Raw genomic sequence first — 22,030 nt, 5'->3', positions numbered from 1 at the left:
GTGACTCAGATGAACGGCGGCTCGACGGATTCGAGCTTCAGCGCCTTGGCCACGAAGGTGATCAGCTCGCTCATCGTCTCGGGCACGGACCGGCCGAAGACATGGGCGACCGCCTCTTCGGTGGTGATCCCGGCCACCGGATCCCGCGCCTCCTCGACCAGATCGCGGCTCTGCTCCAGCGCCCCGGCGAAGACATCGGCGGTGATCACCGAGGCGAGCGTGCCGAAGCTCTTGCCGTCCTCCTCCTGGGCGGCCTCGAACAGCAAGTAGAACAGCAGCGGCGGGTCGGCGGCGATGGCGTCGCGCTCACCGGGCTCGAAGGCCACGGTGTCCCCGGCGTCGAGCCAGGCGCGCAGCGTCGCGATGCGATGCTCGCGGTCGGCGAGCAGCCGCGACTGGTCGAGCACAGCGGCCGGCATAAGCTCGGCCAGCGCGTTGACGCTCCGCAGCCCGCTCAGCGAGCCGCGGACCAGGTCGCGGTAGAGCAGCCCCGACATCGTCGGGTCGACGGCGTCGCCGGATCCGGGGGCATAGGCGTTCCGGAACAGGCTGTCATAGAGCATGACGGCGTTGTAGGAGGGGCCGATGCGCCGGCTGAGCTGCGGCCTCGACCCGTCGATCGAGAAGAAGCGCGACCACTCCCAGACCCAGATGTCGCGGATCGGCGTCTCCCGCGCACGCCGGGCCGAGGAGGTCTCGATCATGTCGCGCACGCCGAAGGTCTCGGTCTGCCGGCTCATCCGGTAGCTCGCCCGCACCATGGCGTGGCCGAGGCGGTAGGCGGCGTCGCAGAACTCGATCGGCATGCGGCCGTCGGGCGTGTCGGCCAGCGGCCGGGGCCGGGCCTGGTTGTACAGCTTCCAGATCTCCGGCCGGATCAGGCGGGGCAGCAGGTCCTTGACCACGATGCCGCGATAGACCGCGGCGGTGATCTGCCGGGCCAGCGAGAAGCGGGCGAAGCTGAGCAGCTCGGGCGAGGCCGAGACATCGTCCGGGAACGGGCTGCGGCTGCGCAGGGTGTCGATGACCGCGTTGTGGAACATCAGGAACAGCGTGGTCAGCTGGGACAGGTTCACGCTGTCGTCGTTGCGCGGATCGGTCAGCAGGGTGTCGGCGGCGCCCTCGTTCGCCGGGTCGCTCAGCCCCTCGATGCGCGCCCGCGGCACGTCGCGGGCGGTGTACACCGGGCAGGCGGCGTTCGGCTTGCCCGGCTCGGTCATGCGGATATGGCCGAGGCGCAGCTTCTCCCGGAGTTCGCCGGGAGCTTCCGGCATCTCGTAGCTGATCGGATCGTCGGTCGGGCCGCGGCCATAGACGGTGTCCAGCACCAGCGGCCGGGACCGCAGATTGACCCGTGGCAGGGAGCCGTCGGCCAGGCTGATGGTGGTCATGGCGCCATGGACGATGTCGTGCCCGGCGAGCTGGGCGAAATAGGTGTAGCCCGCCGGAATCCGCCCGTTGTCGGTCGGATCGGCATGCGCCTTGCCCTCATCCGCGTAGCGATGCGGCTCCTGCATCCGCCGGATCAGCTTGCAGATCAGCGTCTGCGCCGCCAGCGGCTCTTCCGCGCGGCGATGGACCTCCGCCGCCGACGGGGGATCGCCCGATCCGAAGTTGCGGAAGGCCTGCGCCGTGCCGGCCTGCGTCGTCGCGCCCGCCAGCGCTCCCGCGCCGGGCCGCTTGCCGGACCGCGCCGCGAAAGACGGGCAGTCCAGCCCTCCGTGTTGCCCCATTATCCTCCCTTTCCTCGACTTGGTTCCGACACGTGCCGTCGTCCGCACATAGCGTGCCGGAGCCCATCGAGCCAGCGGCTTCGGTTTGAATATGCCGGTTCGACTATCGGATGCGATTGAATATGACGGAGCATGAAATAAGTGGCGAAGCAGGGGGCTCGATGGGACGACCATCCGGGCGAGACGGCATGGACCACGCTAGCGGAGCGACGTGAACCCAGCGTGAAATGGCGATGGCCGGGGACATCCCGGCCGGGCAGTCACGAAAGGATCCGGCGGAATGACCTATGAGCTCTACTACTGGCCCGAGATCCAGGGGCGCGGCGAGTTCGTCCGGCTCGCGCTCGAGCAGGCCGGCGCGGACTATGTCGACGTCGCCCGCGGCGAGGGCGACGATCTGCCCGGGCTGATGCATTTCATGGAGGACCCGTCGGTGGCGGAGCCGCCCTTCGCGCCGCCCTACCTCAAGGCCGGCGACCTGCTGATCGGCCAGACCGCCAACATCCTGCTGTTCCTCGGCGACCGCCACGGCCTGGCGCCGGCGGAGGAGGGCGGGCGGCTGTGGACCCATCAGCTGCAGCTCACCATCGCCGACTTCCTGGTCGAGGCGCACGACACCCACCACCCGATCGGCAGCGGCCTGTACTACGAGGACCAGAAGCCGGAGGCGAAGCGCCGGGCCGAGGATTTCCTGGCCCACCGCCTGCCGAAATATCTCGGTTATTTCGAGCGGGTGCTGGCGCGCAACCCGGCCGGCGACGCGCATATGGTCGGGAACAAGGTGACCACGGCCGACCTGTCGATGTTCCAGATGATCGCCGGGCTGCGCTACGCCTTCCCCAAGGCGATGGCGCGGATCGAGCCGAAGCATCCGCGCCTGGCCGCGCTGCACGACCGCGTGGCGGCGCTGCCGCGCATCAGGACCTATCTCGCCTCGCCGCGGCGCATTCCGTTCAACCAGATGGGCATCTTCCGCCACTATCCCGAGCTCGATCCCTGACCTATCTTGTCAGACAATAGCGGCGAGGGAGGAGCGGATGATCATCGTCACCGGCGGCAGCGGCCAGGCGGGGCGCGCCTGCCTGACGGACCTGATCGCGCATGGCTACGACGTCTGCTCGGTGGACCTGGCGCCGCCGGCCGACCCGTCGGTCCGGCACAGCCGCGTCGACCTGACCGATTTCGGCCAGACCATCGCCGCCTTCTCGGCGATCGACGACCGGGTGTCGCAGGTCACCGGCATCGTCCATCTGGCGGCGATCCGCGCCCCCGGCCTAGCGCCGAACCACGTCACCTTCGCCACCAACACGGTCAGCACCTACAACGTGTTCGAGGCGGCGCGGCAGCTGAGGATCCGCAACATCGTCTGGGCGTCGAGCGAGACCGTGCTGGGCCTGCCCTTCGCCAACCCGCCGCCCTATGTGCCGGTGGACGAGGAGTATCCCGGCCGGCCGGAGACGGCCTATTCCCTGTCCAAGCTGATGGGCGAGGAGATGGCCAAGCAGTTCTGCCGCTGGGACCCCGAGACCAAGATCATCGGCCTGCGCCTGTCCAACGTGATGGACCCGGAGCGCTATGCGGAGTTCCCGGGCTTCGACGACGACCCGCGCAAGCGGAACTGGAACCTCTGGGCCTATATCGATGCGCGCGACGCCGCCCAGGCGATCCGGCTGGCGCTGGAATCGACGCTGACCGGGGCCGAGGTCTTCGTCATCGCCAATGCCGATACGGTGATGAGCCAGCCGAACGACGCGCTGCTCGACGCCGTCTATCCAGGCGTGCCGCGCAAGCGCGCCTTCGGCCCGAACGAGACCCTGCTGTCGATCGAAAAGGCGCGCCGGGTGCTCGGCTACGAGCCCCGTTACAGCTGGCGCGACCCGCGCCCGGCCTAGAGGCGCGAGGCCTTTGCCTCAATCGGCAGGGACGAATCCGTCCTCGGTCAAGGTCATGGCGGCGAGATCCAGGTTCATCCCACGGGCGCCCTGCGACACGGCCGCGGCGAGCTGGCGGCCGAGCGCGGGGTTGCCCTGGCTCTGCTTCATCGCTTCCGCGATCAGCGCCGCCTGGATCAGCAGGCTCTCGGCCATCTCCTGCTTGGCGGCATCGCTCGCTCCGCGCACCGCCCCGGTGGACGCCATCACGCCGGCCACCTGGTTCCTGACCGCCGTCGCCATGCGGCGGCTGACATCGTCGTCGACGCCGCGGCTCGCCTGCCAGGCATTGATCCAGTACACGGCATAGGCATCGGCGACGTCGTCGATCCGCAGCCCGGCCTCGGCGAGCGGGGCCTTCATCGCCTCGATCACATCGATCGAGGCGAACGTCCTGGCGAGATCGTCGGCACCCTTGGGATCGTTCTGCCGGCTCTTGGCCACGAACTGCGCCAGGTTGGCGGCGCGGCGCTGGAGCGAAGGGGTATACCGGAACGTCGCAGCGGAAGAGGCGGCGTTCCCGGGCGCCGGGTTCGGCTGCGCGCGCGGCTGTCCCTGGTCTTGCTGCTGCTCCCGCAGATTGCGCAGGTGAAGGCCGAGCGTGTCGGTGCCGGTGATCGCGGGCAGCGTCGTCGACCAGAACATGTCCTGGGCGTGACCCGCCATCGGCCAGGCCGTGGCCGTCCAGATGAAGGCGCACAGTAGGGTCCGTCGCATAGCTCCCCCCGATCAGGACGAACGACCGCCTGCACAGGCCCGACGGGCGTTCCACCATTGCGGCAGATCCGCGTCGACTCCTTGCCGGCTCAATCTACTTACCATCGTCCCATGGCACTTCTGAGGCATGACCCCGCGCTGCCGGCCAGGCTTGTCTCCGTTCATGTTGCCGTGCACAATGGCCGGAGCGGCCGCTGGAGCGATGTCGACAGCAGGCCGCGGCAGGGCCGGTGACGTTGCGTCGCAGCCATGGAAGCCGGCCGGCGCAGGATCGGTTGTCGATCCGGAAAGACTCTCCAGGAGGAAGCCCCCGGGTGGTGCACAACCCAGGGAGCGGCAGCATCATGGACTTGTTCACCACCCTCATCCTCGTCTGCGCGACGGCGATGCCGCAGCGCGACTGCAACCGGGAGACCGCGGTCGACGTCGTCGCCGGGCCCGTGGCGAGCTCGCCGCTCGGCTGCGGCGTCTCCGGCCAGGCGATGCTGGCCAACACCGCGCTCGGGCCGAAGCTGGGTGAGGGGCGCTATCTCAAGGTCGTCTGCGACCGGCGGAGCGAGAAGGGCTGACCGGCCGGCCCGAGGCGGTCACAGCCTCGGGTCGATCGGTTCGCTCTCCAGCGCGAGCACGCCGAAGACGCATTCATGGACCCGGCGCAGCGGCTCGCGGGCGATGAAGCGCTGCAGCGCCTCGTGCCCGAGGGCGAATTCGCGCAGGGCCAGGTTACGCTTGCCGCCGAGCTTGCGGTCGCGCAGGCGGACCAGATTCTCCGGCAGATCGTATTCCGGGCCGTAGATGATCCGCAGATATTCCCGGCCGCGCACCTTGACCGCCGGCTGGATCAGGCCCTTCGGGCCGCGGGCCACGAAGTCGCGCGGCTTCACCACCATGCCTTCCCCGCCCGCCGCGGTCATCGCTTCCCACCAGGCGACGGCGTCGGCGCCGGCGGCGTCGTCGGCCAGATCGACCAGCCGCCAGCGCGTCGCGGCCACGGTCGGCCCTCCGGCATCCGCCAGCCGGTCGGCCACGTCCATGTGCCATATGTGATCGCGGTCGAAGCAGACGCGGCCTTCGGCAGCCAGAAGATGGAACGGCGCAACGCGCAGGTCGTCGATCCCGGAGACCGGCCAGACATAGGGCGCCCAGGCGCGGCCATAGGCCTCGGCCCGATCGCGCCGCTCGGCAAACCGCCGGTGCAGCTCCGCCAGGGGCAGCCCGCGGTCCACGGCCCTGGCCAGCGCGGCGCCGGCGGCCGCGAGGCCGGCCACGCTGGAGGCGGCGACGGGCGCATACTGGCTCTCGATCAGGGCGCCGGCCTTGGCCGACCAGGGCATGATCTCGGCGTCGAACAGCAGCCAGCCGGTCTCCAGCTCCGACCACAGCCCGGCCGCATCCGCCGCCGCCCGCAAGCGCGCGAGCAAAGCTTCCGTGGTTGCCGTGTCGGCGAAGAAGGACCGGCCGGTCCGGGTCCAGATCGCCCCGGTCTCGTCTCCGGTCACGCCGAACCGGGCGCGCGCCGTGGCGGCGTCGCGGCACAGGGCGATCACCGCGCGCGAGCCCATGTGCTTCTCCTGGCACACGACCGCGGCGACGCCACGCCCGCGGAAATGCTCGAACGCTTCTTCGGGCCGCTCCAGCCAGTCCTCCCGCGTGCTGGTTTCGACCGGCGACATCGTCGGCGGCAGATAGACGAGCCATTGCGGTGCGATGGCGAAGCGGCTCATCACCTCCAGCGCCGCGGCCGCGTTTTCGGCCGCCACCTCGATCCGGCCGCGCAGTTCCGTCCCGATCCAGCGCCGCCCGAGGACATCCTCCATGTCGAGCAGGTCGTCGGCTTCGGCCTGGGCGCTGCGCTTCCCGTCGCGGGGCGCCAGCGGGCGGATCGGCTCGCTCCACACCCGTTCGGCCGGCACGGACACCAGCTCCTTCTCCGGCCAGCGCAGCGCCGTCAGCCTGCCGCCGAAGACGCAGCCCGTGTCGAGGCAGATCGTGTTGTTGACCCATTCCGGCTCGATCACCGGCGTGTGGCCGTAGACAATCGTCGTATTCCCGCGATGGGCCGCCGCCCAGTCGAGCCGCACCGGCAGCCCGAACTCGTCCGTCTCTCCCGTGGTCTCGCCATAGAGCGCGAATTCGCGCACGGCGGGCGACGCGCGGCCGATCATCTCCGGCTTCAGCCCGGCATGCGCGACGGCCAGCTTGCCGCCGTCCAGCCAAAGATGGCTCAGCAGCCCGTCCAGGAACGGCTTGATGGCCGCCTTGAAGGCAGGCCCCTCGGCCTCGATCTGGTCGATCGACTGCTGCAGCCCGTGCGCGATCTTGACGTCGCGGCCCTCCAGCCACCGCGCCAGCTTGCGGTCATGATTGCCGTTGACGACATAGCCGGTGCCGACCGCGGCCATGCTCATGGCGATGCGCAGCACGTCGGGCGTGCGCGGGCCGCGGTCGACCAGGTCGCCGACGAACACCGCCTTGCGGCCCGCGGGCGGGGTGACCGTGACCTGGCGCGCGCCCTCCGTGTCCTGCCAGTCCACGGTGTAGCCGAGGCGGCGCAGCAGCGTCTCGAGCTCGTCGGCGCAGCCATGGACGTCGCCGATGATGTCGAACGGACCGGCATCGTCGCGCTTGTCGATCCAGAGCGGCCGGCGCTCGACCGTTGCGGCGTCGATCCCCTCGGCCGTGGTCAGCCGCCACACCTGGCGGAAGCCCTCGCGCTGCAGGCCGCCCAGACCACGACGGATCTCGGACACCATCCGCACCGCCACCTGCGGCCCGAAGGGACGGTCGGGCCGCTCCTTGTTGCGCGCGATGCAGACGTCCACGCCGGGGTCGAGCACGATGGCGACCGGCAAGGCATGCCAGCGCCGGGCCAGCGCGACCCAGTCCTTGCGGTCGGCGGCGCGGACATTGGTGGCGTCGATCACCGTCAGCCGCCGGTTCTTCAGGCGCTTCTCGGCAATAGTGCGGACCAGATCGAAGGCGTCCGCGGTCGCCGACTGGTCGGTCTCGTCATCCGACACCAGGCCCCGGCAGCGATCCGAGGAGATGATCTCGGTCGGCCGGAAGTGGCGCGTGGCGGAGGTCGACTTGCCCGACCCGGTGGCGCCGATCAGCACGACCAGGGCGAAATCGGGGATGTCGATGCGGGAGGGATCAGCGGCCTTCATCGCGTGAACACCGCCATCTGGGTCGGCGCCCCGTGTACGGCATCGGCGGGGCCGATCCCGTCGATCTCGGCGGCGTAGCCATGGGCACCGGCGACGGCCTCGGCCCAGGCGCGGAACTCGGCCCGTCCCCATTCGAAGCGGTGGTCGGCATGACGGAAGGACCCGGTGCCCAGGGTCGGGAACAGCACGTTGTAGTCGGCGTTCGGCGTGGTCACGACGACGATCCTCGGCCTGGCCTCGCCGAACACGACACGGGTCAGCGCCGGCAGACGGTCGGGGTCGAGGTGCTCAATCACCTCGATCAGCGCGGCGGCGTCGGCCTCACTCCAGCGCCGGTCGCGATAGGTGAGGGCGCCGTGCAGCAGCGTGATCCGCCCTTCGGGCGGCCCTCCGGGCTGCCCGAGCTTGAGGTGGCGCTGCGCCCGCTCGAGATCGCGGGTGGAAGCGTCGACGCCGATCAGGCGGTCGACCCAGCGTTCCCGCGCCAGCAGGGCCAGGAGCTTGCCTTCGCCGCAGCCCAGATCGGCGACGACCTTGGCGCCCTTCGCTTTCAGGACCGCCGTCACTGTCGCCAGCCTCTGGTCGTGCAGCCGGATCGGCGTCTCCAGCGCCTCTTCGCGGCTTCCGGCGCTCTCTCCGGCGTCCTCTGCCGCGGCCTCCGGCACCAGCCGCGCCAGGGCGAGGCGGGCAAGCGACCGGCGGTGGACCAGGTAACGGCGCACGATCAGCTCCCGCGCCGGATGGTCTTCCAGCCAGCCTTCGCCCCGGGCCAGGAGCTTGGCGACCTCGTCCTCGCCGACCCAGTAGTGCTTGTCGTCGTCGAGCACCGGGATCAGCACATAGAGGTGGTTCAGCAGCGCGCTCAGCCGGGCGGTGCCCGACAGGGTGAGGGTCAGATAGCGAGGCGCAGTGCCGCCATCCGGCCCACCGACGGGTTCGACATGAACGGACCAGCCGAGCGGTTCGAACAGCTGGCGCACCAGCGTCTCGCCGCCGCGCGCCGGCAGCGGGCTGATCCGCGCTTCGAGCGGCATCGGCGCCGCGGCAAGCTCCGGCCGGCCCTTCGAGACGCCGGCCATCGCCGTCTTCAAGGTGCGGATCAGGGCGACGGAGAGGAACGAGGAGGCGGCATAGGGGCGATCATTGACGTACTGGTCGATCATGCCCTCGCCGGAGCCGCGGCCGCGCACCAGTCCGACCGGGTCAACCTCCAGCAGCAGCGCGGCCTCGCAGCGCGCTTCCGCGGCCTCCGGATAGAACAGATGGGCCTTGCCGAACGGAAGCTCCGTCTCGTGCACGCGGTCGGGGTGCTTGTGCAGCAGAAAGCCGAGATCGGTCGCCGGACGATGCGTCGTGGAAATCGAGAGGAACATCGGGTTCCTGTAGCCGAAGGGACGATGCGGGAAAAGCTGAGATCCGCGTCCTACCGCAGCGCCGCGGCGAAGGCGGTGGATGGGACGGCGAAGTTCAGGGTCAGCCGGTCGGTCGAGCCGGCGACGGCGACGCCCACCACCCGCCACTCGCCGTCCTGCAGCGTCAGCAGCGGACTGCCGCTGGTGCCGCGCGTGCCGTTGCAGTCGTGGATCAGCACCGGGCCGCGCGCCGTCCGGTCGGTGCCCAGCACCATGCAGGCGGTGTCGGCGGTGATGATCTGCGCCTTGTCCTGGCTGTAGCCGCCGAGCACGACGGCCGTGCCCGGCGGCGGCACCGATTCCGCGACCAGCAGCGGCGGAGCCTGCGGCGGGGCGTCCGCGGCCAGCACCAGAATCGCCCAGTCCACCGCATACTCCTCCCGCGGCCGCAGGGGGTCGTAGGCTTCGGCATGGACCACCTCGGCAACCTGGGCGTGCTCGATGAACTCGCCGCGGTCGTAGCCGAACAGGACATGCAGCGAGGGGGCGGACAGGAAGCGGCGGGTCCGCGGGTTGAACAGGCAGTGCGCCGCGGTCAGCACCCGGCGGGGACCGATCAGGGCGCCGGTGCAGCGGCCGCCGATGCCGGTCTGCACCTTGGCCAGGCTGCTCCAGGGGGCGGTCGTGCCGTCCACCGGCACGCGCCGGTCATCGGGGCCGAGGCCGGGCAGCAGCAGCGGCGTGGCCGCCGGAGCGGCGACGGCGGCGAGGACGAGGAGCGCACCCGCGAGCAGAGCTGATGTGAGCCGCATCCCTGTTCCGTCCCTCCGGACCGGGCCGTTCCGGCCTTCCGGTTGCGAGTATCGCCGCAGCACTCGCCCGGGCCAAGCACCCAAAAAGGAACCCCACCCCGCACGGCGGCAGGGTGGGGCGTGCGGGAGGGGACTCAGAGCACGAAGTCGCTGGCGGTCAGCGCGTGGTCGGACAGCACCACGATGGCGAAGTCGGGATTCTTGTCGCCGGTGGTATCGCCATAGACCGCCTGGTAGCCGTTGGACAGAGCCACCACCCGCAGCTCGCCGGCCACGCCGGTGAAGGCGCCGGTGCCGAAGGCGAAGGCGCCGCCGGAGCCGTTGGCGTCGATCGCGGACAGGTCGATCCGGTCGCCGGTCGCGAAGTCCTCGATCGTGTCGCGCCCGGCCGCGGCCACGGTGCTGTCGCCGACGGCGGTGTAGACGAAGCTGTCGCTGCCGGCGCCACCCTTGAGCGTGTCGGCCCCGGCGCCGCCGGTGAGCACGTCGTCGCCGCCATTGCCCCATAGCCGGTTGTTCCCGGTGTCGCCGATCAGGGTGTCGACGAAGTTCGAGCCGTAGAGCTGCTCGATGCTGGTCAGCGTGTCGCCGACGGCGTCGCCTCCGGAGACGCTGCCGGTGGCGAGGTTGACGGTTACCCCGGCCGTGCTGTTGATGTAGTAGGCCGTGTCGGTGCCGAGCCCGCCGTCGATCGCATCGGGGCCGGCCCCGCCATTGATGATGTCGTTGCCGTCATTGCCGTTGATCGTGTCGGTCCCGTCGCCGGCGGTGAGGATATCGTCTCCGGCGCCGCCGTTGATCGTGTCGTCGCCGGCGCCGCCGTCGACGGAGTCGTTGTTGGCCCCGCCATTGGCGATGTCGTCGCCGGCCCCGCCGACGAGCCGGTCGGCGCCGTCGCCGCCGTCGAGATTGTCGTTGCCGTCCTCGCCGGAGAGGGCGTCGTCGCCGGCATTGCCGACGATCGTGTCGTTGCCGAGCTCGCCGCCGATGATGTTGCGGTTGTCGTCCCCGGTCAGGTTGTCGTCGAAGCTCGACCCGTACAGGTTCTCGATGCTGGTCAGGGTATCGCCCGCGGCATCCCCGCCGCTGGTGGCGCCGGTCGCCAGGTTGACCGTGACCCCGGCCGCCGAGCCCTGATAGTTGGCGAAGTCCGACCCGGCGCCGCCATCGATGGCGTCGGCCCCGCCACCGCCGCGGATCGTGTCGTTGCCGTCCAGACCGATGATGGTGTTGGCCGAGGCGTTGCCGTACAGGTGGTCGACGAAGTTGGTGCCGGTAAGATTGCTGATGCCGTTCAGCGTGTCGCCTTCGGCGTCGCCGCCGCTGGCGGTGCCGTTCTGCAGGTCGACATCGACCCCGGAGCCGGAGCCGGAATAATCGACCGTGTCGACGCCGCCGCCGCCAGTGATGGTGTCGGCGCCGGCTCCACCGATCAGCGTGTCGTTTCCGGCCGTTCCGGTGAGGTTGTCGTCCCCGGCGGTGCCGATCACCCGCTCGATGCCGGTCAGGGTGTCGCCCTGCGCATCGCCGCCGCTGCCGGTGCCGGTGGTGAGGTTGACGGTCACGGGCGTGGCGGAGCCGGAATAGTCCGCCGTGTCCGTGCCGGCGCCGCCCTGCAGCGAATCGGCGCCGGCCCCGCCGGTCAGCAGGTCATCGCCTTCTCCGCCGAGCAGGATGTCATTCCCGCCCTGACCGTCGAGGGTGTCGTTGCCGCCCTGGCCGTTCAAGGTATTGGCGGCGGCGCTGCCGCTGAGATCGTCGCCACCGGTGTTGGAGCCGATCAGGTTGACGATGCCGACCAGGTAGTCGCCCTGGGCATCGCCGCCGAAGCCCTGGGAGGCGCCGGTGAGCTGGATGTTGATGCCGAGGATCGGAAGGGTGAGATCGACGATGACCGAGAGGTCGACCGTCACGCCTTCGGCGGATGTCGTGTAGTCCGCCGCATCGATGCCCGACAAGGTGATGACGCCGGCTGCGTTCAGCAGGCCGCCGATGATCACGTCCGCCCCGGCGCCGCCGCGGATGACGTCGTCGCCAGACCAGCCGATGGCGACATCGTCGCCGCCCAACGCGTCGACGAAGTCGTTTCCGATGGCCTGGACGGGCCCGATAACGAGGTTGGGTATGATCTGGGCGCTGTTGTCGCCCGTGAAAGTGGCCATGAATATTCCTCCCCAATATGAACGACGCCCGATATAAAGAGGGCGCCGTAGTTGGGCATTTATTCTCGCATCTATCAACAAAAAAGCACACTAATGTGAAATCTGAGTTCAGATTCGGATTCGATGTGAAGCATTATCATAAAAAGATATGCAAATTGATTTCAGTCATCCATATGCAATCATATGTATGACAACATTCGTGTATTTGTATGATGTATTGTATTTCAAGACTTGAATCATGAGAAGGTCAGGTCGATTTGACCTGTCTCCGATATCTGGGATATCTGTTGGCGGTTTCCCCGGCTTTGTGTCTTCATGCGAATCATTCGGGGGCGGCGTGACCATGGCCGAGTTCTTCGGGCCGCACGTCCTCCCGGGGAACACCGGTGTCGATGCATGCGTTTTTCCGGCACCGATATCGAGCAGAAGCAGATGCGGCTGCGGCCGCATCCCGAACGATGGAGAATCGCCATGGATCGCGACTTCACGCGCCAGGTGGCGCGGGCCAAGCAGGCGGCGCAGGCGATGAACCGGGCGCAGCGTGCCTTCCGCCACACCGACCCGTCGAACCTGTCCGGCATCGCCGGCGCGGCCTATGTCGTGGAAAAGCGGCGCGCGCTCCGCTTCGCGGTGGCGGAGGCCGCCGCCTTCGATTACGCGGTGGATCCGGTGGTCCGAGACCTGGCTGCGCGGGACCGGTAGAGGGCGGCCTCAGAGGCTGCTCACGCCCGCCAGCCCAGGAGCCGCTCGATCCGGCTCGCCGCCTCCTGGACGGCGACGCTGTAGGTCCGCTCGCGCTCGCGCGCCTTCTGTTCGGGCAGGACGACGCTGATCGTGGCGTCGCAATCGCCGTTCGGGTTGCAGATCGGGGCGGCGATGCAGGCGACCGCGAAGTCGGATTCGCTGAGCTGGATCGCCAGCTTCTCGGCCAACGCCGTCTCCGCTGCCCGGCACAGCGCCTCCGGGTCGGTCTCGGCCATGCCGGTGGGGGAGGGCTGGGCGGCCCGGCGCATCAGTTCGATCCGCTCCGGCCAGGGCAGGTGTCCGATCAGGAGTCGGCCGGAGGCGGTCCAGTTCAGCGGCACCCGCGTGCCGACCTTGGACGAGACCCGGAAATGCCCGGGCGGCTCGGCCATCGCCAGGACCACCATATGGCCCTCGTCGCGGCCGCAGACCTGAACCGTCTCGCCCAGCAGGCGGCTCAACTCCCGCATCTCCTGCGACGCCGTCTCCAGGAGGCTCAGGCTGCGGCCATAGGCCAAGCCGTAGTGGTAGAGGCGGGGGCCGAACCAGAGCAGCCCGTCGCCGTCGCGCGACAGCAGATCCTGCCGCAGCAGCGAATCCACCACGCCGTAGATCGTCGACATCGGCGCGCCCAGCGCCTTCGACACGTCATAGGCGGTGAGGGGGCGGCCCACGGCCAGGAGATGGTCGCAGATCTGCACGGCGCGCTCGATGCCGCTGACCCGGCTGCGCTCTCCCGCCTTCTCGGCCTTCGTCGCCGCTGCTTCCGCCATGATCCTGTCCCGTCTGCTCCCGGCCGCTGCTCCGGCCGAGTGGTATAGGCCGCGCTCCTCCGAAGCTAGGCTTTGTCTTGCATTGCGGTCAATCGCCGAGCGATTCCGCCGTTCAGCCCGCTTGGATGGGGTTGACGCCCCCGCCGCATCGGTTCTAGCGTATTCCGCAACGGAAGATGTTACTTCCTAATAACGGAATACTAGAGGCTCACGACAGGGGGAGTCAATGCTGCGCATCCTGTGCCTGGTCGCTCTGGCGATCCTGCCGATATCCTCGGGTGCCATGGCCGCGCCGGCCAAGGGCGGGTCGATCACCGTGGCGACGATCGGCGAGCCGCCGACGCTGGACCCGATGGTCAGCACCGCCGATCTCGTCGGCATCATCACCCAGCACATCTTCGAGACGCTCTACACCTTCGACGGCAACTGGACCGTCACGCCGCTGATCGCCGAGTCGATGCCGGAGATCAGCGCCGACGGCCGCACCTACACCATCAAGATCCGCCAGGGCCTGACCTTCCATGACGGCTCGGCGCTGGACGCCGACGACGTCGTCGCCTCGCTGAAGCGCTGGACCGAAGTGGCGTCGCGCGGGAAACTGGCCGCCGCCAACATCGACAAGATCGAGAAGGTCGACGGCTTCACGATCCGCATCACGCTGAAGCAGCCCTTCGCGCCGCTGCTGGCCCTGCTGGCCTTCAACAACAGCGCCGCCGTGATCGTGCCGTCGGAGAAGATCGCGCCGGAGATGAAGGACCCGGTCGGCAGCGGCCCCTACATGCTGAAAGCGCGGGTGCCCGATCAGTACATCCAGCTGGTCCGCTTCGACGGCTACAAGCCGCGCGATGGCGAGCCGGACGGCTATGGCGGCGTCCGCAAGCAGTATCTCGACGAGATCCGCTTCACCCCGGTGCCGAACGCCAACACCCGGGTCGAGGGCGCGGTGGCCGGCCAGTTCGACTACACGGATTCCCTGCCGGTCGAATCCTTCGACAAGATCAAGGCAGGCGCGTCCGAGCCGATCATCCTGAAGCCCTTCGGCTGGCCGGTCTTCGTCATGAACACGAAGGAGGGGCTGCTCAGCGACGTCCGCCTGCGCAAGGCGGTGCAGCTGGCGCTGAACGAGGAGGACATGCTCGCGGCCGCCTTCGGCAGCACCGACTTCTACGCCCTCGACGGCGCCATGTATCCCGAAGGCTATCCGTGGCGGACCGAGGTCGGCACCGAGGTCTACAACAAGGGCGATGCCGAGGGCGCGCAGAAGCTGCTGGAGGAGGCCGGCTATGACGGCCAGAAGCCGATCCGGATCCTGACCAGCCGGCAATACGAGTTCCACTACAAGATGGCGCTGGTCGCGGCGGAATACCTGAAGGCCGCCGGCTTCCAGGTCCAGCTCGACGTCACCGACTGGGCGACGCTGACCCAGCGCCGGACCGACCCGGCCCTGTGGGAGATCTACATCAGCCACAGCCCGTTCCTGCCTGAGCCGGCGCTGATCGGCGCCCTGGCCAAGGGTTCGCCCGGCTGGTGGGACACCCCGGCCAAGGAGAAGGCGGTCGGCGCCTTCAACCAGGCGCTGACGCAGGAGGAGCGGGTGAAACTCTGGGCCGGCGTGCAGCAGGTGATGGCCGAGGAAGTGCCGCTGATCAAGGTCGGCGACTTCAACGCCCTCTCGGCCAAGGCCAAGGCGCTGCAGGGCGTGACCTCGGCCCCCTGGCCGTATTTCTGGAACGCCTACGTGGAGAAGTGACCGCCGGGACAACCCCCTCCCCCTCCCGCCGCCTTCGGCGTCGGGCCCCTCCCTCTCCCCTGGGGAGAGGGTAGGGGGCCGAGCCGATACACCTCTCCTTGGGGAGAGGTCGAAATCGCGCAGCGATTTCGGGTGAGGGGATGGCCCCGCCGTCGATCGAAGGAACCGAAAGCCAGCCCATGCGCCGCCTGCTGCTCTCCCTCCTCGTTGCCGCCGCCCTGGTGCCGGGCGCGGCGGTCGCCGACCCGGTGAAGGGCGGCAAGATCGATGTCGCCACCATCGGCGAGCCGCCGACGCTCGACCCGATGGCGAACACCGGCGACCTCTTGGGCATGATCACGCAGCATGTCTACGAGACGCTGTTCACCTTCGACGGCGAGTGGCGGCTGCAGCCGCTGCTGGCCGAGGCGATGCCGGCGATCTCTGACGACGGCCGAACCTACGACATCAAGATCCGGCCGGGCGTCACCTTCCACGATGGCGAGCCTCTGACCGCGGCCGATGTCGTCGCCTCGCTTGAGCGCTGGATGCGGGTCGCCTCGCGCGGCAAGCAGGCGGCGCCGATGATCGAGAGCGTCGCGGCGACCGGCGACCTGTCGGTCCGGATGAAGCTGAAGCAGGCCTATGCGCCGCTGCTGTCGCTGCTGGCCTTCAACAACAGCGCCGCGGTGATCATGCCGAAGGCGCATATGGATGAGCCGCTGACCGAGGTGGTCGGCACCGGCCCCTACAAGCTGGCCGAGCGCAAGCCCGACCAGTACATCCTGCTGACCCGCTTCGACGGCTACGCCGCCCGGGGCGAGAAGCCGAGCCGCTATGCCGGCCGGCGCACCGCGTATCTCGACGAGATCCGCTTCATCCCGGTGCCGAACGCCAACACCCGGATCGAGGGCGCGATCTCCGGCCAGTACGACCTCTCCGACCTGCTGCCGGTCGAATCCTACGATCGGCTGACCGGGCTCTCGACCACCGAGCCGGTGATCCTGAAGTCCTTCGGCTATCCGATCATGATGCTCAACACCAAGCAGGGGCCGCTGGCGAAGCTGGAGCTGCGCCAAGCGGTGCAGGCGGCGCTGAGCGAGAGCGACATGATGCTGGCCGCCTTCGGCAAGCCGGAGTTCTTCACGGTCGATGGCGCCATGTATCCGGAGGGCTTCCCGTGGCGCAACGACGCCGGGGTCGACACCTACGACCAGGGCAATCCGGAGAAGGCGCAGGAACTGATGGAGAAGGCCGGCTATGCCGGCGAGCCGATCCGGATCCTGACCAGCCAGCAATACGAGTTCCACTACAAGATGGCGCTGGTCGCCGCGGAGTATCTGAAGGCGGCAGGCTTCAAGGTCGACCTGCAGGTGTCGGACTGGGCGACGCTGACCCAGCGGCGCAACGACCCGGCGCTGTGGGAGATCTTCTTCACCCACAGCCCGTTCCTGCCGGAGCCGGCGCTGAACCTCGGCATGTCCGAGAGCGGCCCGGGCTGGTGGTCGACCGAGCGCCGCCGCGCCGCCTTCGACGCCTTCAACGCGGCCTCGGACCCGGAGCAGCGGGCGAAGCTCTACGCCGACGTCCAGGCCGCGATCATGGAGGAGGTGCCGTTCATCAAGGTCGGCGACTTCAACGCCCTGTCGGCCAAGTCGCCGAAGCTGAAGGGCTACGAGCCGTCGCCCTGGCCGTCCTTCTGGAACACCTGGGTGGAGAAGTGAGGAGAATGGTGCCGACACGCGCCACTGCCGGCCAGCTTTCTCTAGTCCCCCCTCCCCCTGCGGGAGGGGGGCAGGGGGAGGGGGGTCGTGCCGCCGGAGCAGGCGCCTTCGTTCTCTTCGCTCGACAACCCCCTCCCCCTAGCCCCCTCCCGCGAGGGGAGGGGGGACTCACAGAGTGTGGTCCCGGAGCGCGCTGAAGCCATGCTCTCCTACATCGTCAATCGCCTGATCGGCATGGTCGCGGTGATGTTCATCGTGGCGACGGTCGTCTTCGTCATCATCCGGGTGACGCCGGGCGACCCCGCCGCGGTGATGCTCGGCCCCGACGCGCGGCCGGAGGACGTGGTCGAGCTGCGGTCCAAGCTCGGCCTCGACCAGCCGCTGCCGGTGCAGTATGTCGGCTGGCTCGGCCAGATCGCGGTCGGCGACCTCGGCCAGTCGATCTTCCTGAACCAGCCGGTCTTGAGCGCCATCGGCGACCGGGCCGAGCCGACGCTGATGCTGACCATCCTGTCGATCCTGATCGCGGTCGCCATCGCGCTGCCGGTCGGCATCGCCTCGGCGGTGTGGCGAGGATCGCTGCTCGACCAGTCGGTGCTGACCGTGTCGATGTTCACCGCCAGCATCCCCAGCTTCTGGCTGGGCCTGATCCTGATGCAGATCTTCTCGGTCAAGCTCGGCTGGTTTCCGGTGGCGGGCTATGGCGGGCCGGGCGCGACCTTCCTCGATCGGATGAGTCACCTGGTGCTGCCGGCGATCGTGCTGGGCCTCGTCAACTCCGCCCTCATCACCCGCTTCACCCGGGCCAGCATGCTCGACGTGCTGAACGACGACTATGTCCGCACCGCCCGGGCCAAGGGCCTGCCGGAGCGGCGGGTGGTGCTGAAGCACGCGCTGAAGAACGCGCTGATCCCGATCCTGACGGTGATCGGCCTGACCACGGCGCTGCTGGTCTCCGGCGCCGTCGTGACCGAGACCGTGTTCGGCCTGCCGGGCGTCGGCAACCTCGTGGTCAACGGCGTGCTGCGGCGCGACTACCCGGTGATCCAGGGGGCGCTGCTGGTGATCGCGGCGCTCTACGTGCTGATCAACCTCGCCATCGATCTCCTCTACCTCTTCGTCGACCCGAGGGTACGCACCTGATGGCCGCCACCGCTACCGTTTCCGTTGCGGGCGAACGTCTGAAGCTGGCCCGGCTGCTGGTCCGCCGCAAGACCGCGCTGATCGGCCTGGTGATCCTGGCGGTGCTGATCCTGGCCGCGGCCCTGGCGCCATACATCACCGGTTACGCCCCGCAGAAGCTGTCGATCGTCAACAGGCTGAAGCCGCCGGATCTGGCGCACTGGTTCGGCACCGACGAGTTCGGCCGCGACGTCTTCACCCGGGTGATCTATGGCGGCCGGCTGTCGCTGTTCGTCGGTTTCGCCGTGGTGATTCTGTCCTCGCTGCTGGGCATCGTGCTGGGCCTCGTCGCCGGCTTCTTCCGGCCGGCCGACAAGGTGGTGGCCCGGGTGATCGACGCGATGATGGCCTTCCCGGACATCCTGCTGGCGATCTCGCTGGTCGCGGCGCTGGGGCCGTCGCTGGTCAATGTCATCCTGGCGCTCGGCATCGTCTACACGCCGCGGCTGGCCCGCATCGTCCGCGCCTCGACCCTGGTGATCCGCGAGCTGCCCTTCGTCGAGGCGGCGCGGGCGCTCGGCGTCTCCACCTGGCGGATCGTCACCGCCCATGTCCTGCGCAACCTGTGGTCGCCGATCCTGGTGCAGGGCACCTTCATCTTCGCCTATGCCATCCTGGCCGAGGCCGGCCTGTCCTTCCTCGGCGTCGGCGTCTCGCCCGAGATCCCCACCTGGGGGACCATGATCAATGCCGGCCAGCAATACATGGGCTCGGCCGACTGGATGATGGTCTTCCCCGGCCTCGCCATCGTGCTGTCGGTGGTGTCGCTGCAGATGGTCGGCGACGGCCTGCGCGACATCCTCGACCCCCGCCTGCGCAAGGAACTGTGATGCCCGTCCTGATCCGCGCCGCCCGACCAGCCGGCTTCCCCGACCACCCGGATGACCACCCGATCGACATCCTCATCGCCGATGGCCGCGTCGCCGCCGTGGGGCAGGGGATCGACGCCCCCGCCGAGGCCGAGATCGTCGACGCCCAGGGCGGCTGGGTATCGCCCGGCTGGGCCGACCTGCACGCCCATGTCTATCACGGCGGCACCGACATCTCGATCCGCCCGTCCCAAGGCGGGCTGGCGCATGGCGTCACCACCATCGTCGACGCCGGCTCCTCCGGCGAGGGCAACTTCGTCGGCTTCCGCGAGTTCATCGTCGAGCCGGCGGCGGAGCGGGTGGTCGCCTTCCTCAACATCGGCTCGATCGGCCTCGTCGCCTGCAACCGGGTCAGCGAACTGATCGACCAGCGCTCGATCGACATCACCCGCACGCTGAAGGTGATCGAAGCCAACCGCGACATCATCCGCGGCATCAAATGCCGGGCCTGCAGCACGGTGACAGCCGCCTGGGGTATCACCCCGGTGAAGATCGCCAAGAAGGTGGCGAAGATCAGCGGCCTGCCGCTGATGGTGCATGTCGGCGAGCCGCCGCCGCTCTTGGAGGAGGTGCTGGAGGTGCTGACCCCCGGCGACGTCCTGACCCACTGCTTCCACGGCAAGCCGGGCGGCAACATCCTGGAGGATGAGGAGCTGTTCGGCATCGCCAAACAGGTGGCCGAGGCCGGGGTGCGGCTCGACGTCGGGCACGGCGGCGCCTCCTTCTCCTTCAAGGTGGCGCGCGCCGGGATCGAGCGTGGCCTCCATCCCTTCTCGATCTCCACCGACCTGCATCTGCGGTCGATCGAAGGCCCGGTCTGGGACATGGCGACGACCATGTCGAAGCTGCTGGCCGTCGGCATGCCGTTCGCCGAGGTGGTGGCCGCCGCCAGCACCCGCCCGCGCTCGGTGGTCGGGCTGCCGGCCGAGGGTAACCTGCGGGTGGGGGCGGAGGCGGATTTCACCATCTTCGGCCTGGAGGAGGCGTCGGTGACGCTGCCGGATTCCTCCGGCGACAGCGCCACGCTGGACCGGCTGTTCGCGCCGCGCCATGCGGTGCTGGGCACCAAGTCGGTCAAGGCGACCCGGCTGTTCGACCCGGCGGTCCATACATGAGTGCGTCCACCCGCGATATCGTCCTCGCGGTCGAGGATCTGCGGACCTGGTTCCACAGCCGGGACGGCATCGCCAAATCGGTCGACGGCGTGTCCTTCGATCTGGCGCGCGGCGAGACGCTGGCGATCGTCGGCGAATCCGGCTCCGGCAAGTCGGTCACCAGCCTGTCAATCATGGGGCTGCTGCCGAAGCCGGCCGGCCGGATCGAGAGCGGCGCCATCCGCTTCCGCGACCGCAAGGGCACGACGCACGACCTGGCCCATGCCTCCCAGGCGCTGCTGCGCCGCCTGCGCGGCGCCGAGATCGCGATGATCTTCCAGGAGCCGATGACCAGCCTGAACCCGCTGTTCACCGTTGGCGACCAGATCGCCGAGGCGGTGCAACTGCATGAAGGTGTCGGTCGAGCGAAGGCGATGGCCCGCGCCCGGGAGATGCTGGAGCTGGTGGAGATCCCGGCGGCGGCGTCGCGGCTGAACGACTATCCGCACCAGATGTCGGGCGGCATGCGCCAGCGGGTGATGATCGCGCTGGCCCTGTCCTGCAACCCGTCGGTGCTGATCGCGGACGAGCCGACCACGGCGCTGGACGTCACCATCCAGGCGCAGATCCTGGACCTGCTGCGTCGGCTGCAGGCCGAGATCGGCATGTCGATCCTGTTCGTCACCCATAATATGGGCGTGGTGGCGGAGATCGCGCACCGCGTCGCCGTGATGTATGCCGGCCGGGTGGTGGAGGAGGCGCCGGTCTTGGAGCTGTTCGACCGGCCGCGCCACCCCTACACAAGCGGCCTCCTGTCCTGCATCCCGAATGCCCGCACCGGCGGAAGGCATGACGATGCCCGTCTGCAGCCGATCCCGGGCACCGTGCCCAGCGTCATGGCCCTGCCGTCCGGCTGCGCCTTCGCCCCGCGCTGCCCGCTGACCGAGGGCCTCTGCGAGGCCGCGGTGCCGGACCTCGCCGCGGTGCAGCCGGGCCACCGCTCCCGCTGCCGGAGGACCGACCAGCTGTGACCGCCGCCGCCCTTCGCGTAGCTCCCCAGTCCGATCCCGCCGCGCCGCTGCTCGACGTGCAGAACCTGTCGGTGCATTTCCCGATCGGCGGTGGCCGCGTCGTCCGCGCGGTCGACGGCGTCAGCCTGTCGATCCGGCGCGGCAGCATCGTCGGCCTCGTCGGCGAATCCGGCTCCGGCAAGACCACGACGGGCCGCGCCGTGCTGCGGCTGATCGAGCCGACCGGCGGCCGCGTGCTGTTCGACGGCACCGACGTCACCGCCCTGCCGGAGAAGGCGTTCCGCCCCTGGCGCCGGCGGATGCAGATCGTGTTCCAGGACCCTTATGCCAGCCTGAACCCGCGGATGAGCGTGGCCGAGATCCTGGGCGAGGCGCTGGACACGCACGGGCTGGCGAAGGGCCGCCGCAGCCAGCGCATCGGCGAGCTCCTGGAGCGCGTCGGCCTCAACGCCGACCATCAGCGCCGTTTCCCGCACGAGTTCTCCGGCGGCCAGCGCCAGCGCATCGGCATCGCCCGGGCGCTGGCGGTGGAGCCCGACTTCATCGTCGCGGACGAGCCGGTCTCGGCCCTCGACGTCTCGGTCCAGGCCCAGGTGCTGAACCTGATCCAGGACATCCAGCGCGATCTCGGCCTGACCCTGCTGTTCGTCGCCCACGACCTCGCCGTGGTCGACTATCTCTGCGACGAGATCGTAGTGATGTATCTCGGCCGGATCATGGAGAAGGGGCCGACCCGGCTGGTCTACGACCGGCCGCGCCATCCCTACACCAAGGCGCTGCTCTCGGCCGCGCCGGTGCCGGACCCGCGGGCCAAGCGCGACCGCATCATCCTGAAGGGCGACATCCCGAGCCCGATTGCGCCGCCCTCCGGCTGCGTGTTCCGCACCCGCTGCCCGGCCGCGACCGACGCCTGTGCTCGGGCGGTGCCGCCGCTCGAGGAGCGGGAGCCGGGGCGCTTCGTCGCCTGCATCCGCGATGCCGAACTGAACGACCAACCGACCACGGACTGA

General features: G+C 69.2%; 18 protein-coding genes. 11 read left to right on the top strand and 7 right to left on the bottom strand.

All coding sequences use genetic code 11. From position 1 onward, the window contains the following. Nucleotides 1-5: 5 nt before the first annotated feature. On the bottom strand, nucleotides 6-1,733 hold the full coding sequence (locus G537_RS0102395; RefSeq protein ID WP_026868757.1) for a peroxidase family protein: 1,728 nt from the start codon (nucleotides 1,731-1,733) through the stop codon (nucleotides 6-8). Nucleotides 1,734-2,013: 280 nt separating this feature from the next. On the opposite strand from G537_RS0102395, the gene G537_RS0102390 reads away from it, so the two are divergent. After that, entirely contained in the window at nucleotides 2,014-2,733 is a 720-nt protein-coding gene (locus G537_RS0102390) for a glutathione S-transferase (protein WP_026868756.1), read from the top strand. Between the two features lie 37 nt (nucleotides 2,734-2,770). Then, entirely contained in the window at nucleotides 2,771-3,625 is an 855-nt protein-coding gene (locus G537_RS0102385) for an NAD-dependent epimerase/dehydratase family protein (protein ID WP_026868755.1), read from the top strand. A gap of 18 nt (nucleotides 3,626-3,643) precedes the next feature. Here the strand turns inward: G537_RS0102385 and G537_RS0102380 are convergent, their stop codons facing one another. Further along, nucleotides 3,644-4,330 (bottom strand): DUF6683 family protein, encoded by a 687-nt coding sequence (locus G537_RS0102380; RefSeq protein ID WP_155888458.1) that lies wholly within the window; start codon nucleotides 4,328-4,330, stop codon nucleotides 3,644-3,646. A 395-nt stretch (nucleotides 4,331-4,725) separates the two neighbouring features. On the opposite strand from G537_RS0102380, the gene G537_RS0102375 reads away from it, so the two are divergent. Then, nucleotides 4,726-4,950, top strand: coding sequence for a hypothetical protein (locus tag G537_RS0102375; RefSeq protein WP_026868753.1), 225 nt, complete (start codon nucleotides 4,726-4,728; stop codon nucleotides 4,948-4,950). An 18-nt stretch (nucleotides 4,951-4,968) separates the two neighbouring features. On the opposite strand, the gene G537_RS0102370 is transcribed toward G537_RS0102375, so the two are convergent. The 4 genes from G537_RS0102370 to G537_RS45345 all read right to left on the bottom strand — a co-directional run bounded on the left by G537_RS0102370 (nucleotide 4,969) and on the right by G537_RS45345 (nucleotide 11,874). Beyond that, nucleotides 4,969-7,548, bottom strand: coding sequence for a polynucleotide kinase-phosphatase (locus G537_RS0102370; protein WP_026868752.1), 2,580 nt, complete (start codon nucleotides 7,546-7,548; stop codon nucleotides 4,969-4,971). Beyond that, nucleotides 7,545-8,921 (bottom strand): 3' terminal RNA ribose 2'-O-methyltransferase Hen1, encoded by a 1,377-nt coding sequence (locus G537_RS0102365; RefSeq protein WP_026868751.1) that lies wholly within the window; start codon nucleotides 8,919-8,921, stop codon nucleotides 7,545-7,547. Before G537_RS0102365 ends, G537_RS0102370 begins: the two co-directional genes overlap by 4 nt. Nucleotides 8,922-8,971: 50 nt before the next feature. Further along, the gene (locus tag G537_RS43415; protein WP_051247700.1) at nucleotides 8,972-9,712 is read right to left on the bottom strand and encodes a trypsin-like serine peptidase; all 741 of its coding nucleotides are present in this window, start codon (nucleotides 9,710-9,712) and stop codon (nucleotides 8,972-8,974) included. Between the two features lie 134 nt (nucleotides 9,713-9,846). Next, entirely contained in the window at nucleotides 9,847-11,874 is a 2,028-nt protein-coding gene (locus G537_RS45345; RefSeq protein ID WP_051247699.1) for a calcium-binding protein, read from the bottom strand. Nucleotides 11,875-12,345: 471 nt separating this feature from the next. On the opposite strand from G537_RS45345, the gene G537_RS0102350 reads away from it, so the two are divergent. Then, a complete protein-coding gene (locus G537_RS0102350) occupies nucleotides 12,346-12,576 on the top strand; it encodes a hypothetical protein (protein ID WP_155888457.1) in 231 nt (76 codons plus the stop codon). 20 nt (nucleotides 12,577-12,596) lie between these two features. Here the strand turns inward: G537_RS0102350 and G537_RS0102345 are convergent, their stop codons facing one another. Next, complete coding sequence (locus G537_RS0102345; protein ID WP_034850358.1) at nucleotides 12,597-13,391, bottom strand: IclR family transcriptional regulator; 795 nt, start codon at nucleotides 13,389-13,391, stop codon at nucleotides 12,597-12,599. A 226-nt stretch (nucleotides 13,392-13,617) separates the two neighbouring features. Here G537_RS0102345 and G537_RS0102340 point away from each other — a divergent pair, with 226 nt between their 5' ends. From G537_RS0102340 to G537_RS0102310, 7 genes are all read left to right on the top strand, one after another. Beyond that, on the top strand, nucleotides 13,618-15,141 hold the full coding sequence (locus tag G537_RS0102340) for an ABC transporter substrate-binding protein (RefSeq protein WP_026868748.1): 1,524 nt from the start codon (nucleotides 13,618-13,620) through the stop codon (nucleotides 15,139-15,141). A gap of 179 nt (nucleotides 15,142-15,320) precedes the next feature. Then, a complete protein-coding gene (locus G537_RS0102335; RefSeq protein WP_026868747.1) occupies nucleotides 15,321-16,844 on the top strand; it encodes an ABC transporter substrate-binding protein in 1,524 nt (507 codons plus the stop codon). Between the two features lie 201 nt (nucleotides 16,845-17,045). Further along, nucleotides 17,046-17,987, top strand: a complete 942-nt coding sequence (locus G537_RS0102330) for an ABC transporter permease (RefSeq protein WP_026868746.1) — start codon at nucleotides 17,046-17,048, stop codon at nucleotides 17,985-17,987. Then, complete coding sequence (locus tag G537_RS0102325; RefSeq protein WP_026868745.1) at nucleotides 17,987-18,856, top strand: ABC transporter permease; 870 nt, start codon at nucleotides 17,987-17,989, stop codon at nucleotides 18,854-18,856. The genes G537_RS0102330 and G537_RS0102325 overlap by 1 nt, the downstream gene beginning before the upstream one ends. Then, on the top strand, nucleotides 18,856-20,010 hold the full coding sequence (locus tag G537_RS36015) for an amidohydrolase/deacetylase family metallohydrolase (protein ID WP_034850357.1): 1,155 nt from the start codon (nucleotides 18,856-18,858) through the stop codon (nucleotides 20,008-20,010). The genes G537_RS0102325 and G537_RS36015 overlap by 1 nt, the downstream gene beginning before the upstream one ends. After that, the gene (locus G537_RS0102315; RefSeq protein WP_026868744.1) at nucleotides 20,007-21,020 is read left to right on the top strand and encodes an ABC transporter ATP-binding protein; all 1,014 of its coding nucleotides are present in this window, start codon (nucleotides 20,007-20,009) and stop codon (nucleotides 21,018-21,020) included. The genes G537_RS36015 and G537_RS0102315 overlap by 4 nt, the downstream gene beginning before the upstream one ends. Continuing rightward, nucleotides 21,017-22,030: an ABC transporter ATP-binding protein gene (locus G537_RS0102310; RefSeq protein WP_026868743.1), complete on the top strand. Its 1,014-nt coding sequence runs from the start codon at nucleotides 21,017-21,019 to the stop codon at nucleotides 22,028-22,030. The genes G537_RS0102315 and G537_RS0102310 overlap by 4 nt, the downstream gene beginning before the upstream one ends.

Origin of the sequence: Inquilinus limosus DSM 16000 (assembly GCF_000423185.1) — a bacterium.
In the GTDB taxonomy this organism is placed as follows: Bacteria; Pseudomonadota; Alphaproteobacteria; order DSM-16000; family Inquilinaceae; genus Inquilinus; species Inquilinus limosus.
The sequence above is the reverse complement of the archived record's forward strand: the minus strand, read 5'-3'. Positions and strand labels throughout refer to the sequence as shown.

Coding starts and splice junctions, on each gene's coding strand:
- G537_RS0102330 (WP_026868746.1), top strand. CDS start 17,046: ATGCTCTCCTACATCGTCAATCGCCTGATCGGCATGGTCGCGGTGATG.
- G537_RS36015 (WP_034850357.1), top strand. CDS start 18,856: ATGCCCGTCCTGATCCGCGCCGCCCGACCAGCCGGCTTCCCCGACCAC.
- G537_RS0102385 (WP_026868755.1), top strand. CDS start 2,771: ATGATCATCGTCACCGGCGGCAGCGGCCAGGCGGGGCGCGCCTGCCTG.
- G537_RS0102380 (WP_155888458.1), bottom strand. CDS start 4,330: ATGGCGGGTCACGCCCAGGACATGTTCTGGTCGACGACGCTGCCCGCG.
- G537_RS0102315 (WP_026868744.1), top strand. CDS start 20,007: ATGAGTGCGTCCACCCGCGATATCGTCCTCGCGGTCGAGGATCTGCGG.
- G537_RS0102390 (WP_026868756.1), top strand. CDS start 2,014: ATGACCTATGAGCTCTACTACTGGCCCGAGATCCAGGGGCGCGGCGAG.
- G537_RS0102350 (WP_155888457.1), top strand. CDS start 12,346: ATGGATCGCGACTTCACGCGCCAGGTGGCGCGGGCCAAGCAGGCGGCG.
- G537_RS0102340 (WP_026868748.1), top strand. CDS start 13,618: ATGCTGCGCATCCTGTGCCTGGTCGCTCTGGCGATCCTGCCGATATCC.
- G537_RS0102335 (WP_026868747.1), top strand. CDS start 15,321: ATGCGCCGCCTGCTGCTCTCCCTCCTCGTTGCCGCCGCCCTGGTGCCG.
- G537_RS0102325 (WP_026868745.1), top strand. CDS start 17,987: ATGGCCGCCACCGCTACCGTTTCCGTTGCGGGCGAACGTCTGAAGCTG.
- G537_RS0102365 (WP_026868751.1), bottom strand. CDS start 8,921: ATGTTCCTCTCGATTTCCACGACGCATCGTCCGGCGACCGATCTCGGC.
- G537_RS45345 (WP_051247699.1), bottom strand. CDS start 11,874: ATGGCCACTTTCACGGGCGACAACAGCGCCCAGATCATACCCAACCTC.
- G537_RS0102395 (WP_026868757.1), bottom strand. CDS start 1,733: ATGGGGCAACACGGAGGGCTGGACTGCCCGTCTTTCGCGGCGCGGTCC.
- G537_RS43415 (WP_051247700.1), bottom strand. CDS start 9,712: ATGCGGCTCACATCAGCTCTGCTCGCGGGTGCGCTCCTCGTCCTCGCC.
- G537_RS0102345 (WP_034850358.1), bottom strand. CDS start 13,391: ATGGCGGAAGCAGCGGCGACGAAGGCCGAGAAGGCGGGAGAGCGCAGC.
- G537_RS0102370 (WP_026868752.1), bottom strand. CDS start 7,548: ATGAAGGCCGCTGATCCCTCCCGCATCGACATCCCCGATTTCGCCCTG.
- G537_RS0102375 (WP_026868753.1), top strand. CDS start 4,726: ATGGACTTGTTCACCACCCTCATCCTCGTCTGCGCGACGGCGATGCCG.